This window comes from Bacillus sp. FSL E2-0195, assembly GCF_038003645.1.
Taxonomy (GTDB): Bacteria; Bacillota; Bacilli; order Bacillales; family Bacillaceae_G; genus Bacillus_A; species Bacillus_A mycoides.
The window spans coordinates 2,506,579-2,526,136 of sequence record NZ_JBBOPN010000001.1 but is presented as its reverse complement, the minus strand read 5'-3'; the positions used below and the strand labels follow the sequence as shown (position 1 = coordinate 2,526,136).

The window sequence follows — 19,558 nt, the reverse complement described above, 5'->3', positions numbered from 1 at the left end:
GAAATGAAAATGGATTAATTCTTTCCGAGTATGAATTCGAATAGGTATCACTTGCAATATGTCATTAAAATAAAAAGGATTATCACTTGGTTTAATTAGAAGACTAAGTGTACATAAATACAACGACATGAAAACACTTTGCTCCTAAATCCACTACTTGTATTATTGGTTGTGTGAAACTCCTTCTTGAGAAAGGCTTTAATTTCCGAATATTCTGTTGACTGTTATCGCATATCCAATTTACAATTTAATTGTGATATTTTTTCACAATTAAACTACTTAGAATACACTTCATTTATTCGAAAACAATTACAAATAGAGGTGCTAAAATGAAAACAAGAGTAAATCCAGAGTTATTACAAGGGTTAGAGATGTTTCCAAATCTCGATTTACACCCGGAAAACTTGCAATCAATCAGAGAAGGAATAGCTCAAATGAGACCACCTACCGTTGTTGATGAATCCCTTTCGTTAACAGATGAAGTCATTGTTGGACCTGATGATAATCCGTTACCATTAAGAATTTATCGTCCAAAATCAAATAATGAACCTTTACCTGTCTTATTATGGATACATGGTGGTGGTTATATCTTAGGGTCTATAGATGATAACGATGATACTTGTATGAGGTTTGCAAAAGAAGCTGGCTGTGTGGTCGTGTCTGTAGACTACCGCTTAGCACCTGAACACCCTTACCCAGCACCAATTGAGGATTGTTATTCAGCTTTAAAATGGATTGCTGATAATGCGAAGTCATTAAACATTGATTCGAATCGAATTGGGGTTGCAGGAGTAAGCGCTGGAGGTGGACTAACAGCAGCATTATCATTATTAGCCCGAGATCGAAAATATCCTTCAATTTGTTTACAGATGCCACTCTATCCAATGATTGATGACCGAAATAATACACCTTCAGCGAATGAAATTAAAGAAGGATTTGTTTGGAATCAAAAGGCAAATGAAGCCGGTTGGAAAATGTATTTAGGAGAAATGTATGGAACAGATCAAATCCCTGTCTATGCAGCGCCTTCTCGAGCAGAGGATTATAGTGATTTACCATATACTTACACATTTGTTGGTCAATTAGATCCATTCCGCAGTGAAACATTAACCTATGTAAGCAAACTAGCGCAAGCTGGTGTTGATGTCGAGTTTCATTTATATCCAAATGCCTATCACTGGTTTGAAGGGTTAAATCCAAATGCCGATGTATCTATTTACGCTGTAAACGAAATGGTACAAGCAGTAAAGACTGGTTTCAAAAGAGTCTCTAAGGTTGAGGCTTAATCCCTTTACAAGAAAAACACTCGTAAATAGTATAATAGCCGATTCTCATTTAGAATTGGCTATTAATATGTAAAATTCACCTAATATATCAAGGTTGAGAAACAGATATAAGATGTTTAGGCGATGTGTTTATTTCCTCTGCCAACGCCTTAATGCTCATCATGATTTGAAGTATTTCTTCTAATGTTGTCCTCGGGTTGATAGAGCAAAGTCGAATTACTACTTTTTCTTTTAATTTAGTCGTACTTAGCATAGCAAATCCTCTTTGATTAATTTCTTCCACCAGTTTTTTGTTTATTTCATGAATTGTTTCTGTAGACGTTCGCTTACAAGGAATATAACGAAAAGTAACAATTCCTAATTGGGCAGGTGTTACTACTTCCCAATCTTTTTCTTTCCTTAAAAACTCTTCAACTTGTTCAGCCAACATAATGCCATGATCTATTGCCTCACGAAAAGCTGTGACTCCAAATGTTTTAAAAGAAAGCCATACCTTTAATGCCCTAAATCTACGAGAAAGTTCAATTCCACGCTCCCCAAAATTCACTTTTTCTTCTATATTAGTTTCCGTATCCTTAATATACTCTGGGATCATACGGAACGTTTTACTTAAATATTGGCTATTGCGAATGAGTACACAACCAACATCATAAGGCTGAAAAAGCCATTTATGCGGGTCTAACGTCAAAGAATCAGCACGATGAATTCCTCTTAACACCTCCCTTCCTTTTTCACTGAGAATTGCTGCAGCCCCATAAGCACCATCCGCGTGTAGCCATACATCTTCATCACCACATAGATCAGCCAATTCATCGAGGGAGTCCACCGCTCCGCAATTCGTTGTCCCTGCATTAGCAATAACACAAAATGGTTTTTTCCCTTTTAATCGATCTTCTTTTATTTGCTTTCTTAAAGTACTAACTGAAATTCTTAAATCTTCATCTGTTTCAATTCGGCAAATTTGATGATGTTTAAAACCTAATACTTTAAGTGCTCGATCTACAGAAAAATGAGTTTGGTTAGAAAAATACACAACCGCATTTTCTATGTCATTATTCAGCTTGACCTGTCTCGCTACAGTAAGTGCAGTCAAATTAGCCATGGAACCGCCACTGACAAATAGCCCTTCAGCTGAATCAGGGAATCCTAGCATTGATTTTAACCAGTTGATTGTCGTTAATTCAATTTGTTCAGCACCTGCACCTACTATCCAAGCTGTAGGAAATACATTAAACCCACTTGCTAAAAAATCTGCTATTACACCAACATAATTATTAGGACCTGGCACAAAAGCCATAAAATGAGGATGATCCACATGAGTAATTTGATTAAACACATTGTTATTAAGAAAATGAAGTAACTCTTTTGGATTGGATCCGTTTTCTGGAATCGTTTCAATTAGCTTGTCTCTAAAAATATTACTATCAATCGTTTCCGAAACTGGTTTACTTTTTAAATGATTCATATGATCAACAATCAAGTCCACCGCTTGATATCCTAACTGACGCATCTCTTCGGCTGATAACTGCAAGTTTTTTGTCATTTGGTTTACTCCTATTCTATTTAAAAAGGCGAGTTCTTGCTCGCCTTTTCATTTTTTATAATTTGTAATCACCGATTGCCTGTATTGGATTTTGAAGAATCATGTTGATTAACTGATGGATGTGATTCAATATTTCCTGTATTTTCTCCGCTTCATATACGGTTTGATCATATCCAAACTTTATTGTAAGTTTCTCTTCAGGGAAGCACATAATTCCATACTTTACATGAGGCTCATCAACAACTTCGTAATCTGTGATGGCAAAATTTCTGTTTTCATTTGAAGAAAAGATAGCTGAGTTAGTCGGATAGTTTTCAAAAACCCAAAGATGGTCAGTCAACTCAGTTTTTAATTCACTTTGTTTTTGTATATCAACAAATGAATAGTATGCATACTCATTACATTTCAATGTTTCTAGTTGTACTTTTTGCAGGAAGTCCACAAAAGATTGCGTTTCTGTCCATGCTAGTCGGATAGGCAAAATATTTGTGAACAGACCGAACATATTTTCAATCCCTTCTACTTCGGGAGGTCTGACTGATACTAGATTAGGTAATACTACTTCTCTCATTCCGTTGTATTTGCCAAGCAATATTCCCCATACAGCTAGTAATGCCGAATTCATAGTTATATTGTTTTTAGTTACAAATGTCTGTAACTGATTAGTCAAATCCTTATCTAATGTTAAATCCATAAATGTGAAATTTAACCCTTCACTTTGAGTTGGTACTTTCTTTTTAGGAATACTAATTTTCCGATTGTATCCTGATAAATAATCCCGCCAAAAATGACGTGCTTTCTCATGATCTCGTGCTACAGTCCAATCTATGAATGTCTCAAAAGGTTTCACTATAGGTAACTCTGCCGTAGTTCCCGCATTTATTGTTTCATAGAGCTGGAATAATTCGTCTATCAAAATGCTGACGCTCCAACCATCACATAATAGATGATGGGAACTCCAAACCACCCTATGCTCGTTATTTTCTAGTTGGAATATACAAAGACGGGTCATGAGTTCATCATTTTTGAATCCTTGACTTAAATTTTCATTCATCCACTGGTCTAGGAATTCTTGCTGTTCTTGTTTCGTCATCTCAATCAAGTTTTTTATCTCTGAAATCATTTGAACATCATGTAGAACAGCTTGCCAAGGTTGTGCTTGTTCATCTTGCACAATTATCGTTCTTAAAGAATCATGACGATCAACTAATTGTTGGAAACACTGAATAAAGAGATTAATATCCAGCTCCCCCTCAAGTGCCCAAATTGTTTGTTCGAAATATGCATTTGTATCAGGTTCAGTCGCAGCATGTTCATAAATAACTTCCTGGAAAGGTGCCAATGGGTAAATACGTTCTATTTTTATTTCTGGCATTTTTTCTTGTATTTTGATAAGTGTATGTTGATTAAGTTGTTTATCTTTAACATTTAGTACTGTAACTTTATTATCGTTCATTTTGTTTACATCACTTGTTTGCGAATTTGGAAGATGATCAAGCTTTTTAACAAATTGAACCATGTCTCCTAATATAGGAAATGAAAATAAATTTTTTGGCTCCAGCTCAAATCCTTGTCTATACAGTCTGACGGAAACTTGAATCGCTTTTATCGAATCTCCACCTAAGGCAAAGAAATGATCATTTACTCCAATCCGATTTACTTTGAGTACTTCTTGCCAAACACTAGTTAATATTTTTTCCATTTCCGTTTTTGGAGCAATAAATACTTCATTTGTTTGTTTCTCCGGAGTAGGGAGCGCTTTTCTATCTAATTTCCCGTTTGGAGTCAAGGGCAATTGTTCCAAATAAACAAAATAAGAAGGAATCATGTAACCTGGCAAGTGATCTCGCAAATGCTTTCGAAGTTCTGTTGTGCTAATATTTTTCTCAGTTACCACATATGCGACTAAAAACTTTATACCATACTCATCTGTCTGATCAATCACTACTGCATGTTCGACTTGTTTGTAAGTGAGAAGACAATGGGCGATTTCTTCTAACTCTACTCGATATCCTTGAATTTTGACTTGATAATCTTGGCGGCCTAAAAATTCAATATATCCCTCAGGATGCATTTTTCCACAGTCTCCTGTCTTGTAAATAAGACCAAAATCAGGATGTGATACAAATGCTTCATTTGTTTTCTGTTCATCATTTAAATATCCTTTAGCAAGGCCCACTCCCCCGATATATAAATCTCCAATTACACCAACAGGGCACATTTTCTTTTCATAGTTCAACACATAATACGTTTGGTTTGCCAAAGGAATCCCGTATGGAATACTTTTCCAATGCGATTCCACCTGTTTGACCGGATAATAAATTGACCAAATCGATGCTTCTGTTGCTCCTCCGAGTGAAACTACTTCCGCAATCGGAAAATGTCGTTTTATTTTTTCTGGTAAAGAAAGTGGAATCCAATCTCCACTATGTAAAACTAAACGCAAGGAAGAATGTTCAAAATGAGAACCTACTTGATCTAATGCCAAATCCATAATTGCAGGTACTGTATTCCAAATTGTAATTCCTCTACGTTCGACAGTATGGATTAATTCTTGCATGTCTCTTGGGTCACGAATCATTACCAACATTGCACCTGTGCTTAACGTTCCGAAAATATCGTATACAGATAAGTCAAAACACATAGAAGAAATACCAATAATACGATCATCTTCATTTACCTGATATTTTTGATTAATATCTTGAATGGTATTTGCAACCGCTTGGTGAGTAATAATTACTCCTTTCGGTTTTCCTGTACTTCCTGAAGTGTAGATAATATAGGCAAGATCTTCCGGACCAGCAATAGCAGGCATATCTTCTGTTGTGTATAATGACAAGCGGTTTTCTGCATAAAGACTAGGTTCTAATAAAAGTTTGCATGAGCTATTTTCTAAAATATATGTTTGGCGATCTGAAGGATGGTCGGGATCAATCGGAACATAAGCGGCACCTGCTTTTAAAATACCTATCATATTAACAATTGTGTCAACTCGTCTTTGTGCTAAAAGACCAACCTTGTCACCTAGACCAATTCCTTGTTCTTTTAAAAAGTGCGCAACTTGATTGGAGCGCTTATGAAGCTCCGAGTATGTTAAGTAGTCTTGTTCAAAAACTACTGCTACTTCATCCGGTGTACGTTTTACTTGGTCTGTAAATAATTGATTTAAAGTAGTCGACGGTATTTTTTCTGTTGTCTCATTGTATTGCTCAATTAAAGCATGGTCTAACTCTTTCATCTGCAAAGATGTTACGTCACTTTGTTTCACTAATTGTTCCAATAAGTCAACAAATTGGTGAAACATCGCTTCTATCACATCAACATCAAACAATTCTTCAACATAGTTCCAGCTAATTAATAACTCTCCATTTTTTTCAATTACCACATTATCCAAATGCACTTGTGGAGTCCGAGCATGAATATGGCGAAGTGAACCAAGTTGTTCCCAAGCAAAAGCCCCCGCACCTGCTAGCATCGAAGTGAAAACAATTGGCATAACTGCTTTTGGCGTCATTTGATGATATCGAGTAAAATCTCGAATGAAATTAACTCCATCGTAATGGCGATGTTCGAGACCATCTAATAAAGTAGATTGCGTTTCTTTTACTCTAGTAAAGAAAGATTGATCTGGATTCACATCAACATCCAACAAGATGAGTGAAGTGAAATCTCCCACAATTTGCTCTACTTCTTCATGAACAGGATAACGGTTAAATACAGTCAAATTAATTGCCAATCGACGTTGATTACTCCAATATGCCAATACATCACTATATATTGTACAAAGCAGAGCCGAAGGAGTTACTTCTTTCTCTTGTGCTAACTTTCGTAGCTTTGTCCATATTTCATTGTCCAGGATCTTATTAAGTGATTGGAACTTAGGAGTAGCAATCTCTGCCGGATCCTTTTTTAACAGCAAAGAAGGCGCAAACGGAAAGTCAGGAAGCTTACTTGTCCAATAATCTTTTGCTGTTTTATATTCTGTACTTTGTTCCAGTTCATCATAGATAAACATGTAATCTTGAAAATCAAAAGATAGAGGTTCTAACCTTTGCTCTGGTTTATAATAATAATGAAACAAATCCTGTCCAACGATGTTCATGCTTGCTCCGTCCATTAATAAAGCATCGTATCGAAAACATAATAAATACGTGTCTTCTTTTAAAAGAAAGGCTTTTAATTCAAACAAAGGCCATTGCCCTAAAGGAAATACATGATTAGTCATTCGAGAACGTTCTTCTTGTAAGCGAGCATTTTGATTCCTATCATCTAAATCTATGAGACTTACTATTTCAATCTCGTAATCAGGAACGCTTTGTAATATTTGCTGTTCTCCCTCTGGTAAAATTACAGCTCGTAACATCGGATGACGTTGAATTACCTTTTGAAAACTTTTTGAAAGACGATTGATATTCAATTCTGTTTCATATTCAAAATAAGTTTGAGGTGAAATACCACTTAATTCAAACTGTGAATTCCGTCCTAACATGTACGCTGTCTGAACCTCTGTTAAGGGAAATGGCTTAGACAAATCTTTAACATGGGTTGGTCTATTTTCAAAGTTTTCCGTTTTATGCTCTAACTTTACACAAGTACTAAGTTGAGCAATCGTGGGATGCTTAAAAAAATCTGTTGTACTTATTTTTAAGCAGTCTTTTCTTAATAGATTAATTACCTGAAGTGCTTTAATCGATTCTCCTTTTAAAGCAAAAAAATTATCATGAATACCGATTCCCTCAATCTCCATAACTTTTTCCCATGCATGCACCAATTTTTGTTCAATTTCATTGCGCGGGGCAACGTATGGAATTGATACATAATCTGTTTGTGTTATATCTAATAACCTTTTCCTATCTACTTTCCCATTTGGATTCAACGGAATCTCTTCCACCTGAATCATTTTTTCAGGAATCATAAACTCAGGTAATTTATCACTTAAATATTTTCTGATTTCATCAAAAGAGACCTTATTATCCGATACATAGTACGCAGCTAATAATTTCCTATTTCCATATACTTGATCAACAACGATAGCTTGGTTTATTTCTGGATATTCCCTTAACTGGCTTTCGATCTCTCTTAATTCAATCCGATATCCCCGAATTTTTACTTGATGATCCATTCGACCTAGATATTCAAGTTCTCCATTAGGCAACCAACGAACGAGATCACCCGTATGATACATCATTTCTCCTGCCGTAAAGGGACTCGGTACAAACTTTTCATCTGTCAGTTTAGATTTCCCAAGATACCCTCGTGCTACCGCCACGCCACCAATGCAGAGTTCACCCGGAATTCCAAATGGTTTTAATTGACCATACTTATTCAATATATAGGAATGATAATTCGGGTTGGGACTTCCAATCGTAACTTCTTTGGCAGAGCTCAAATCCTTTACTGTTGCACAAATGGTTGTTTCTGTAGGACCATAAATATTTAAAATTGTCGCTTCACTGATGCATCGGATTTTTTCAACCAAATCAATGGAAAATGCTTCTCCTGCTAACAAAATAGATTTTAAATCTTTTAGAAAATTTGCCCCTTCTGGATCACTCAAAATCACTTCCATTCGCGATGGCGTTGATTCCCATAAATCCACCTTATGTTCTTTGACCAAATAAGCTAATTCTTTTGTTGCGAACTGATCCTCTGTAGCAATAACTACTTTCGAACCTTGTGTTAAAGGCAGACATATTTCTAACAAGGAGATATCAAAAGATACACTAGCAAGAAACAAGAATGACTGATTATCTTTTACTTTTTCTCTCATTACACTTAAAAAATGGACAAGAGATTTCTGTTCTACCATTACCCCTTTTGGATTCCCTGTCGATCCCGATGTGTAAATAACATAAGCTAAATCATTAGGATAACTTTCTCGAACTAAATTACTTTCCTCACCTTGGAAGAGATATTCCTCATCAAGATACAGCACTTCACCCGCAAATTGCGGCAATTCTACTTCTGTTCGCTTGCTCAGTAAACATTTCGCTTGACTATCTTGTAACATATATTCAATTCGTTCATTTGGATAGTTAGGATCGATTGGTAAATACGCTGCTCCTGCTTTTAAAATCCCCACCATGCCAATGATCATTTCCAATGACCGATCTACCATAACCCCAATAATACTTTCTTTGGAAACACCTTTACTTTGAAGAATAGAGGCCAATTGATTTGCTTTCTTATTCAATTCTCTATATGTCAAAGATTGATCATTACAAACAACAGCAATTTGATCTGGGGTTTTTAACACTTGTTCCTCAAACAAATTTTGAAATGATTGAGACAATTCTATGTCCGCCTGACCTTGATTCAATTCTTCTAGCAACTCTTTCTCTTCTTCTGAAATGATACAAATATCTTTCACAGCCAAATTCGAATTTGTTGACACTTGCTTTAAAACATAAAGATATGAATTTGCAAACTGTTGCAAAGAAGAGAATGAATGAGACTTGAAAGAAATTTGAATTTCAAATTCATTATGTATTTCATTCCATTCTCTTTGTATCCAGATGGCTAAATTATTCTCTGCATATTCTTCTATCAAATTTTTATTATGTAATCCTTCCATCCCAATAACAATTTGAAAAGGAGTTAAATGGTGTTTCGCTAATAATTCAGAGAGTGGATAACTCTGATTGTCATACCCGAATAAAGTCGTTTGTTCAATCTGATTTACTACTTGTTTAAAGCTGTGATGCGGATAGATTTCACTTCCTAAAGGAATCAACTTATTAAGATTCTCGCTTTGTTCAATATTCTTTTCAATTACAGGAATACCAATAGTAATCCTTTCTTGATCTGTATAGTGTGCCAAACAAATCCTTAACGCGGCCTGTAACCAGCTAAATAATAATAAATCTTGAGACTTAATTACTTTTTGTATACTTTTACTAAACTCTACATTCATTATGACTTGAACGTGCTCGTAAGGATTTTCTTTATTTAGTTGGTAACCGCTATTAAATACAGAAAAATCGAGAACCTCGGAAGATAACTGCTCTTTCCAAAACGCCTCTACCCCTTTATTTTCATGAATCGAACTTCGATCTTTAATGTGCATTTTTATCTTTATCCCCCTAATATTCATTTCATCTATTCGTTAATTTTCAAGCCAACTTCAAGCCCATGGAGAAATACTTGATGGTTATCCAAACATAAAAATTGCTGAATCTCTTCAAATTTCATATGACCAACTGAACAAACGCCTAAATTCAATGTCTCAGCCACCATATTTAAGGTAGCAGTGATAATACCAGACTCAATACAAGCAAATAAATATCCATCTGAACCGTATTTCGGGATGGAAGCGTTCGCATTATAAACCAAATAAACTGAAAAGGCAGACTGAGTAAATAAATCTTGGTTAATTAACTCATGATCACTTTTGATTACTTGATCAATATTATTTACAATCACAAGACAGTTTTTTGCTGGGTTATAATAATAAAACCCAGCTTTCATACCTTCTATACGTTTTGGTTTTATATAAATAAAGATATCAATAGGGTAGAGTCCGCCTGCACTTGCGTAATGATAGTATATATGTTCTTTCCTAACCTGTTTTAGAGTTGATATGAATTGGGAAAATTCTAAAAAACTAATATGTTTTTTCATATCAAATTGGCGACAAGACCTACGTTCCTTGATTATAGTGGGTAACTCATTTGTTGTTTCAAGTTGAATTTCGGTTGACCGCACAGCATGGTGTGTTCGATTCAATTGTTCACTCATATACTTATCTAAATCTTCTTTAGAAAAGCGAATCTGGTTGCTATATGGATTCGGAAAAATCTTTTCTTGTGTGGAAAATACTTCTCTTGGGTGTAATATGTTACTTACTAACACACGATTTTTTATCATAAGCTCTACTGTTTTTTGTGTCTCTTCTACATTTCCTAACGAAAAGTGCTCTACTAGTTCACTAATTTTCACACCTTTTTGAGTAAAAAAATAAAACTCAGGAAACCACTCAGACAAAACGCCTGTAAATCTTGTTTCTCCTATCAAAATTTCATTATGCAACTTCTCCCAATGCTTAATAGGAGACCAGTAATAAATTTGCTCGCTCATATAACCCTCCATAAACGTTTTACTTATTTTTAAAATACAATTTTCTAATCTACAAAAATAGTCCTTAGATTCTGCCCTTTGTTTCATAGTGATTATAAATACATGTACTTCAACGTAACTTGAGAATAATGAAATAACTTTTTCTTCATTGAAATTTTTTATTTCGTCATAAAAAATGATTTTTTATTAGACATTTTACATCCTTTACCATAGTAATCCTATAAGGTATAAACCATTTGGAACATTGAGAATTTCCATGTATTTTCAATGTGAAATTATTGTAATGGATTGGAAAGCAGATGGAAATAGTTATTAAACAAAATAATATTGAGAAAGTTTTATTTGTTATAGCGATAAAATTTTCTAATGAGATTTATTACAAATAGATTAAGAAAAGAATTTGAAATTTTTCTTTAGAAGTTAGTGTAAAAATGCACATACTATTACATACAAGTGAGTTATTAACATATCGTATTTAAAATAGAGAAAAGACACCATTTTAGGTGTCTTTTCTCTATTTTAATTCCATATACTTTTACGCCTTTGTTATTTTTCGAACGATTTGTAGGAATTAATATAACTCGAACATCTAGCTCGTTAGATGTTCGAATGTATATTAAAAATTATATAAATTAAGAATGTATTTCAGATAATTTTATAAATAAATACAAAGGTACCTCCTCCCCTACTGTTACAATAGCAATAATCTCTTGTCTATTTCCGTTATTAAATTGTAATATAATTACAGTATGTGAAATTATACTACATTAACTTTAAAAGCGAAGTGAAAACAACCTTCACTTCGCTTTTTTCATTTGTAATCCCTATTCAATTTGCTCAATTCAGTATATACTTTCACATTATTTGCTTTTATTTAATCGGTTTCTCTGTTTTTAAAACTAGTGAACTTAATGCAGGAACTTTAATTTTATTGTCATGGACAACGTAAAGTGTTTTACTTCCCGCCTGATTCTCGTTTACTAGCACTTTCCATGGACCTTTCGATGGAAGTGTTATGTCAACGGCTTCCCTATTTGCATTGTGAGCCACCATAAAGTATTCGCTTTTATTCCCACTTCCCTTTCCATCTATTGTATAAGCTACAACATTTTTGGGAACATCGATAAAAGCTACATACTTTTTAATTTGCTCTGCAGAAGTCATACGAAAAGCTGGGTTTTTTTTTCGTAAATCTATTAAGCCCTTCATATACTCTACTTCATTATTAAATGCTGCACGGCGTAACCAATCCATCTGGTTAATAGAATCAGGAGATTTGTAACTATTATGATCACCATATTTTGTGCGCATAAACTCTTGTCCTGCATGTAAGAATGGAATACCTTGTGATGTTAATAAAATAGAAGAAGATAATTTATGCATTTGTTTTCGCATTTCTTCACTGTCACCTGAATTAGTCAACTCAAGTTTATCCCATAAAGTATGATTGTCATGTGCTTCCACATAAGTTAGCACCTGCTCCGGATCTTGATAAGTAGACGAATTTGTATCATAGTCAATACCGGCTGTAATGCCTTTTTTAATACGGTCTTCCATGTTTTGCTTTCCATTTACAAAACCATTTTCTTTCTCCTCAAATACACTACCTTTCAATCCATCACGAATATTATCGTTAAAATGAGCAATCCCTTTCATTTTCTCCGCATTTTTTTGATTTGCTTTCAATTCAGCTGCAAGAGGTGTATTTAAATCCCAGCCTTCTCCATGCAGAATAATAGAAGGATCAATTTGATTAACAGCTTTACGTATCTCATTCATCGTTTCATAATCATGAATACCCATTAAATCAAAACGGAACCCATCTAAATTGTATTCTTTTGCCCAGTATGTGACGGAATCTACCATAAATTTTCTCATCATCTTTCGTTCTGAAGCGGTATCATTCCCTACTCCAGTTCCATTTGCTAATGTTCCGTCTTCATTGTAACGATAATAGTAACCTGGAACTAACTTATGAAAATTTGATTCAGCGGCATTATACATATGGTTATATACTACGTCCATCACAACACGAAGATTATTATCATGCAATGTTTGAATCATTTGCTTTAATTCAGTTATTCGAACAGTTGGCTCAAAAGGATTTGTAGAATAGGAGCCCTCTGGGACGTTGAAATTTTCCGGGTCATATCCCCAGTTATATTGTGGTTCATTTAAATTCTCTTCATTTACTGAAGCATAATCAAATATCGGTAAAAACTGAACGTGAGTAACACCAAGATCTTTCATATGATCAAGTCCTGTTTTTACACCTTCAGGCCCTTTTGTTCCTTTTTCTGTTACACCTAAATATTTTCCTTTTTGCTTAATACCACTTTCAGGTTGGATGGAAAGATCGCGTACATGCAATTCATAAATAATAGCATCTTCCGGATTTTTAAATTTCGGTTTTTTGTTTGCTTTCCATTTTTTCGGATTTGTTTCTTCTAAATCAACAACTGCACCTTTATCTCCATTTACAGAAGCAGCACGCACATACGGATCAACCGCTTCAGTCCACTTATCCCCAATTTTCACCTTATACGTATAAAAGAGACCTTTTTGGTTCCCTTTAAGTTCTGCTTTCCAAGTTCCCTTTTCACCTTGTTTCATGTTTATTTCAGTACCTATTTTATCGCTCCATTTTTTATATGTAACTAACTTCGCTTCACTCGCAGTAGGAGCCCATAAACGGAACTTTGTATGTTGCGGAGTATATATATTCCCTAAATCATTACCACCATAATAAAATAAATTATCAAATTCCTCGCTACGAATGACTTTACCGATTTCAGTATTCGCATCAGCTAAGTTTGCTATTTTAACTTTGTATGTTTGTTTTAAATCAATTTTCTGTTCCGTAATTATTTTAACCTTATTAGTAATATCTCCACTATTTTTATCATAAGGACTAATTCCCTTAATTTTAACGCCTTCAATTTCAATTTTCTGTTCCTTACTATTAAACGGAACATTAGTCGTTACAGTAATTTCATTAAAACTATCAATAGTAGCTTTTTGAATTGAGAGATCCGAAGAAGGCTTAGAATCATATACTTTTTCATCACCCGAAAGGATCCATACTTCAGCACGACCATCCCTTATATTTTCAACCCAGTGATCACCTCCATCTTTTTCCCATTCATTGGTACGAACTATAAACCCTACACGATTATAGTCACCATCTATTTTTATCTTAGCGTATTTTCCAAATTCATCTTCACCAGTAAATTCATAAGATTTACCGTTTGCATTTTCTCCCCATACCCAAAGATTCCAGTCTTTTGTATTTCCAGATTTCTCTTTGTAATGAATGATAACTTCAGTTGTTTTCGAATTTGAAACTGCCTTCACACTCTGAAAAGAGAAAACAGATGATAACATAACGATTATGGTAAGTAATAAAAACGATTTGTTAATTAATTTTTTTGTAATTTGCACCCCATACACCCTTTCTTTAAATATTACGAACAATTTATTATGCTCATACTACGAAACACGGTTTAAATTAATCTAGGAATCTCTTTTACTTCACCTCCATATTGGCTATTTTTACGTATGTATTTCAATGATCTTTTATACGAAAATCAAATATAAGATGGAAACAACCCTTACGAAAACGTTTGCATTAAAACTCAAAAAAATAGATTTGTTTATTCCTTCTTATATTTGTAAATACTATAAGATCAGGGAAATCATTTTAAAGCAATCGTTTGTTATCGCTTTCATTTTATAGCACTTACTATTAAAAGGTCAATATATTATTAATTTTCTGTTTTTATATCCTTGAAATCTTATATATTTGTCGTAACTTATTGAAGATAGATGCCTGATTATTGCTTAGTAATTTTATTTTCACTAATACATTGCTACGTAAAAAATCAGCTAATATCCTTAAAATGACATTAGCTGATTTTCATAATGTATTAATATATGAATGAAAACTATATTTCTAACTTACTTAATTTTTGCTGCATCAAATGCTTTTTGCACTGCTTGAACTTCAGCTGTATTCGCCCCATATTTATTAGTTGCCACTCGAATACATGCTGATTTCAATTCTTTGAAATTAGATGTCATGTTTAATTCATCTGTATTTGCATAATAGAAAATATCAAACATTTTATCTTCACCAATTCCTTTAACAGTTACTCCGTTATGAGTTCCACCTTTTGCAATGAGATACGCAACTTTATTAATAATACTTGAATTAAAATGAACGCCGCCTTGATCCCATCCATTAAAATCGTTAAATTCACTGTAATCATCTGGATAAGGTACTCCAAGTGAAGATGGAACAGAAGCTGGGTTTTCCATATCACGGAAAACAGATCCAGTTTGTTCTCCCATTGTCCAGTTAAAGCTTCCATTATTTACGTATTTCTCAATAGATGTTCCCATAATATCAGATAGCGCTTCATTAATCGCACCAGGTTCACCGTAATATTCAAGATTAGATTCGCTAGAAGTAACAGCATGTGTAAATTCATGTCCAGCTACGTCATATGCCTTGACAATAGGATCGCCATATACAAGCATACTTCCATTATTAGCACTTAATGCATTTTGCCAATTTTTCGGATCGTTCGTATCTTCAGAATCCCAAGCATGTACAACTGAAACTACCTTTTGTCCCTTATTATCAAAACTATTACGCTTATATTTATCTTTATAAAAATCAAATACCTTTGTTGCTAAATAATGAGCACTTACTGCTTTTGGATCGTTAAATGTTGTTGAAGTGCTGGTTGCTAGTGTACCAGGATAATAGCTTTCTTCTTTAGTAATATCTCTGTAATTCACATCATATGTTTCAATTCCTTGCCCTCTTGTATAATCAGCAAGTGCATATTTACCATTACTTTGTTTAGAAATACCAAATGAACGAGATATACCTAAATCATCTTTTCCTGTTCCAGTTAATGATGTAAGACTACTTTTTTTACTTTCCTTTAAAGCTCCAACTAGTTTTTCACTTGCTTTTAAGTTAGATTCTTGTACCATATTTTTTAACATATCACCATTTTGTGCATTTACTAAATAAGTTCCAGAAACATAGTTTGGTGTTGCCGCTTCAAATGTAACTTGATATGCATTGCTAGCTTGTCCATTATTTTCATCAACAAAAATAACTTCCTTAACTTCTGGCTCAGAAATAAACTTGATATCGTTCCCGTATTTCGTATAAATATATTGTTTCGCTTCATCTTTTGATAGATTAATAGGCTTTTTCAATTCTTCTTGTTTTAAATTTTGCGCGCTATCGCCTGAAACACTTTTAATAACACCGTTATTATCTACGTGTGCAGTTAATTGATGGCCATATACTTCTTTTCCTTCGTATGTTTGCTGCATACGCACAAGTGTTGTTCCATCATACGAACCACGTTTTTGAAGAACTTTATAATCTACTCCTGTTTCTCCATTGACTTGATTTGGAGAAAGAGCTTGTTCAGCTTTCTCCTTAAGAGCATCTTTTACTACATTCTCTGGTGTTTTTTGTGACGGTTGTGTAAGTTCACCTGAACGGAATGAGTCCTCCTGAATTTGAACTTGAAGTTGATCTGTTTCCTCTGCATGACCTATTCCGTATGGTGCCACAGCTGTTAAAGCTAATCCTGTTGTTAATGCTACTTTAGTTAATGTCTTTGTGTTTTTCATTTTTTCACCTCGTATAATTTTTGAAATAGAAAGCTTGTACAAAGTATACTGTCTATTTATGTCGAAAAAAAGAGAAAATACAAAATTTATGTAATATTATGCAAAATTACATATATGTGGTCGATAAAATAAAAAATGAGCCCTTTTAGGTGCTCATCCAATTGGTTAGTCGTTAATTATCTATATTCATTCTAATCAAAGTACACTTATATCTTATTAACAACATAAAAAACCACTCTTTACTATTTTAAGAATAGTAGATAAATACTTTAGTGAGGCAACGCATATACAAGTTAGATTTTTCAATATAATTTTGTTATTTATGTCTATAGCTGCATGGATTGTAACGTTTTGAGACTGCTGAAGTCTTATATGAGTTTCAGGCTTTTTTATCTTGTCAAAAATATCTTTCAAAGATATTTTTGTCTCCCCATTTAAATATAGAAAAGGACATATCTATTGCATGTTATTAACTTAAGGTATGTTCTTTTAAAGCATATTATAAATATACATAGTGAGAAATGAAACAATAATTATTCAAATGAAAAATCCCCTAAATTTTTAAAGCGATTCAGGGGATTTTTTACCGATGATTCTCTATATTTCCATACCGATCACAAACTTTTTTAGGATAATGGTATGTCCAAGTTTAATAGTTTTTTGCACGAGAGCCATCTTTTTTATATTTATTTAATTATCCTACTAAGTTTTTTGTAAAATTCACCTTTTCTTTTTACATGATTAAACTGATTTGGATTAATATTAGCTTTTTGTGAGAGTGCTACAATCTCTTCTTTTGTAATTGAATCTTTAGTATTTATAGATGCTATATTTGTATATTTTCCATCTTCTGTTTTTGGGATTTCTAAAATCCCTTTATTTACAAGATCAACTACAGCCTTATGCTCTGAAGAATGTGTATCTACACCAGTAATTTTCCAATTATGCATAACTTTTGGCGTGTATACACCGTTCTTTACCTCTTTTAAATATGTAATAGCAAGGTTACGAATGGTTCCACCTGTTTCTCCGAATGCATTCTCTTGTTTAGATGACCAAGTTTGTTCAAATTTACGTCCCTCTAAAGCTCCCCCTTTTGCCTGAAGAGCCTCCATTCTATACGCATTCATTCCTAGCGTCATAACATCGCTCATTTTGATTGGTTTATTTGTACGAATAGAGCGTAAATTTGTAATTCTACTACCATATGGTTTTGTTAAGTCAATTTCGTATTTTACGCCTCCAAAGAAATCGTTCGTACTGTATTTAGACGCACGACGATTTTTATCAAAGCTAACTGTTACATCTCCGGCACGAGATGAGTTAAAATATCCTGCTGCCCATTCCATATAGTCTTTTAAATCTTTTCCAGTTATCTTATATACTGTAATTTCTCCCAAAGCATATTGATAATTATAAGCAATATCTTTCTTCTTTATAGGACCTATATCCAAACGGGCATAATCATTATCAATTTGATGGGCTACTACATCCGCCTTACTGTAATGGAGCATGACTTCATGAAAGAAATCTGATAAAGGTGTCTCTTGAATCTGCACACTTGGAATACCCTTTATTTCATTTTCAGGAACAAGGTTTCTACCCTTTAATTGGGCGACTACAACATTTGCATCTCCTCTCGCATACTCATGAAAAGGTGTTAGTGTTTCTTCAAGTGTAGAATCAGATAATACTGTAGTTCCATCAGCATTTTTTACAGGTATAGCGGTAGCTGTTTTATCTTTTAAAACAAGCTTCCCATCTTGCTTTGTAAAAGTAAGGTCAATACGTGAAATATGCGTTCCGTATTTATCTGGTTCTGTAATAATTACGCCATTTACAACTTCTTTTTTTACAAGTTTATGCATATGAGCCGCAAAAATAGCGCTTAGTTCCGGACAAGCATTCGCAATATCTTGAACACCAGTACCTGGGATTCCATTCTCATTTTCTAGTCCCATATGCATAACCCCTACCATTACATCTACTTTATCTTCTAATTCTTTAATAGCCTTTTTTGTCTCTTCTACTGGATTTTTCACTACTAAACCATCCAAATGATCTGTCCCTTTTTCAAAATCACTAATCATTGGTGTATTCATACCAATAATCCCGACTTTAATTCCACCTTTTTCAACAATCGTATATGCAGGAAGAAAACGCTCTCCATTTTCCTTATAAATATTTCCTGCTAACGTCTTTCCCTTGTATTGCTCACTAACTTTTTTCAATGTATCTAATCCAAAGTTGAATTCATGATTTCCAAATGCCCAGGCGTCATATCCCATTGTATTCATTGCTACCATCATTGGCGATTGTGGCTTATCGTTGAATAATTCTACTGAGTTTCCTTGAATTGTATCCCCGGCATCTACTAATATGGTATTTGGATTTTCTTGACGTACCTTCTTTATAACCGTATAAAGCTGCGTCAAACTTCCACTCATATTTGCTCCATCAAGCGCATAATCCCAAGGCATAAATCTACCATGAATATCTGCAGTACCTAACAATGTAATATTAACATTAGATTCCTCAGCCTTAGAAATAGCTGGTTTGACTGTTACTGCTGTTACAAGAAGCATAAGAATAATAAAATTGCATACATAGTTCTTCCATTTCATTTTTTGCATAATAACAATATTTCTCCCCTTTTTGTACTGTCATAAAGTTGCTTGAACTTTAAAATTTAACTTATTATTCAGAGAAATTCAACTATAAAAGATAATTTTGTAGTTGGTTTTGCTGTGAAAATATAGAGAATAAAATGCATATATCCCCTAACAGAATAGTATTTTATCATTTTCTAATAAAATACTTCTTCCTCCAACGTGTGAAGGGCGCTAAACCAACGGTAGATGTATATGTACTTTCAAAATTTTGGACATGCAACTCATTTTCGGATTTTATTTCTAATTTTTTCCTTCTATATGAAAATACTGAGATCACTTCCAAAAATAATAACCCCGCTCTTCATTTAAGACGGGGTTAC

7 protein-coding genes are annotated in these 19,558 nt (G+C 33.9%); 1 reads left to right on the top strand and 6 read right to left on the bottom strand.

What is annotated here, in order from left to right; translation table 11 throughout:
* Positions 1–329 precede the first annotated feature (329 nt).
* Complete coding sequence (locus MHH59_RS12845) at positions 330–1,286, top strand: alpha/beta hydrolase (protein ID WP_002127565.1); 957 nt, start codon at positions 330–332, stop codon at positions 1,284–1,286.
* 88 nt (positions 1,287–1,374) lie between these two features.
* On the opposite strand, the gene MHH59_RS12840 is transcribed toward MHH59_RS12845, so the two are convergent.
* The 6 genes from MHH59_RS12840 to MHH59_RS12815 all read right to left on the bottom strand — a co-directional run bounded on the left by MHH59_RS12840 (position 1,375) and on the right by MHH59_RS12815 (position 19,199).
* On the bottom strand, positions 1,375–2,829 hold the full coding sequence (locus tag MHH59_RS12840; protein WP_003189459.1) for a pyridoxal phosphate-dependent decarboxylase family protein: 1,455 nt from the start codon (positions 2,827–2,829) through the stop codon (positions 1,375–1,377).
* Positions 2,830–2,884: 55 nt separating this feature from the next.
* Entirely contained in the window at positions 2,885–9,895 is a 7,011-nt protein-coding gene (locus tag MHH59_RS12835; protein ID WP_340851343.1) for an amino acid adenylation domain-containing protein, read from the bottom strand.
* A gap of 32 nt (positions 9,896–9,927) precedes the next feature.
* Positions 9,928–10,905: a SagB/ThcOx family dehydrogenase gene (locus tag MHH59_RS12830; protein ID WP_016101928.1), complete on the bottom strand. Its 978-nt coding sequence runs from the start codon at positions 10,903–10,905 to the stop codon at positions 9,928–9,930.
* An 870-nt stretch (positions 10,906–11,775) separates the two neighbouring features.
* On the bottom strand, positions 11,776–14,346 hold the full coding sequence (gene pulA / locus MHH59_RS12825; protein ID WP_340851341.1) for a type I pullulanase: 2,571 nt from the start codon (positions 14,344–14,346) through the stop codon (positions 11,776–11,778).
* Between the two features lie 516 nt (positions 14,347–14,862).
* Positions 14,863–16,566 (bottom strand): M4 family metallopeptidase, encoded by a 1,704-nt coding sequence (locus MHH59_RS12820; protein ID WP_016127039.1) that lies wholly within the window; start codon positions 16,564–16,566, stop codon positions 14,863–14,865.
* Positions 16,567–17,252: 686 nt separating this feature from the next.
* Positions 17,253–19,199 carry a bifunctional metallophosphatase/5'-nucleotidase gene (locus MHH59_RS12815; protein WP_002032306.1) on the bottom strand — a complete coding sequence of 649 codons (1,947 nt, stop codon included), beginning with the start codon at positions 19,197–19,199 and terminating at the stop codon, positions 17,253–17,255.
* Positions 19,200–19,558: the final 359 nt, after the last annotated feature.

Bases quoted from the DNA above. Each gene is read 5' to 3' on its own strand.
- MHH59_RS12830 (WP_016101928.1), bottom strand. From the start codon at position 10,905: ATGAGCGAGCAAATTTATTACTGGTCTCCTATTAAGCATTGGGAGAAG.
- MHH59_RS12845 (WP_002127565.1), top strand. From the start codon at position 330: ATGAAAACAAGAGTAAATCCAGAGTTATTACAAGGGTTAGAGATGTTT.
- MHH59_RS12820 (WP_016127039.1), bottom strand. From the start codon at position 16,566: ATGAAAAACACAAAGACATTAACTAAAGTAGCATTAACAACAGGATTA.
- MHH59_RS12835 (WP_340851343.1), bottom strand. From the start codon at position 9,895: ATGCACATTAAAGATCGAAGTTCGATTCATGAAAATAAAGGGGTAGAG.
- MHH59_RS12815 (WP_002032306.1), bottom strand. From the start codon at position 19,199: ATGCAAAAAATGAAATGGAAGAACTATGTATGCAATTTTATTATTCTT.
- MHH59_RS12840 (WP_003189459.1), bottom strand. From the start codon at position 2,829: ATGACAAAAAACTTGCAGTTATCAGCCGAAGAGATGCGTCAGTTAGGA.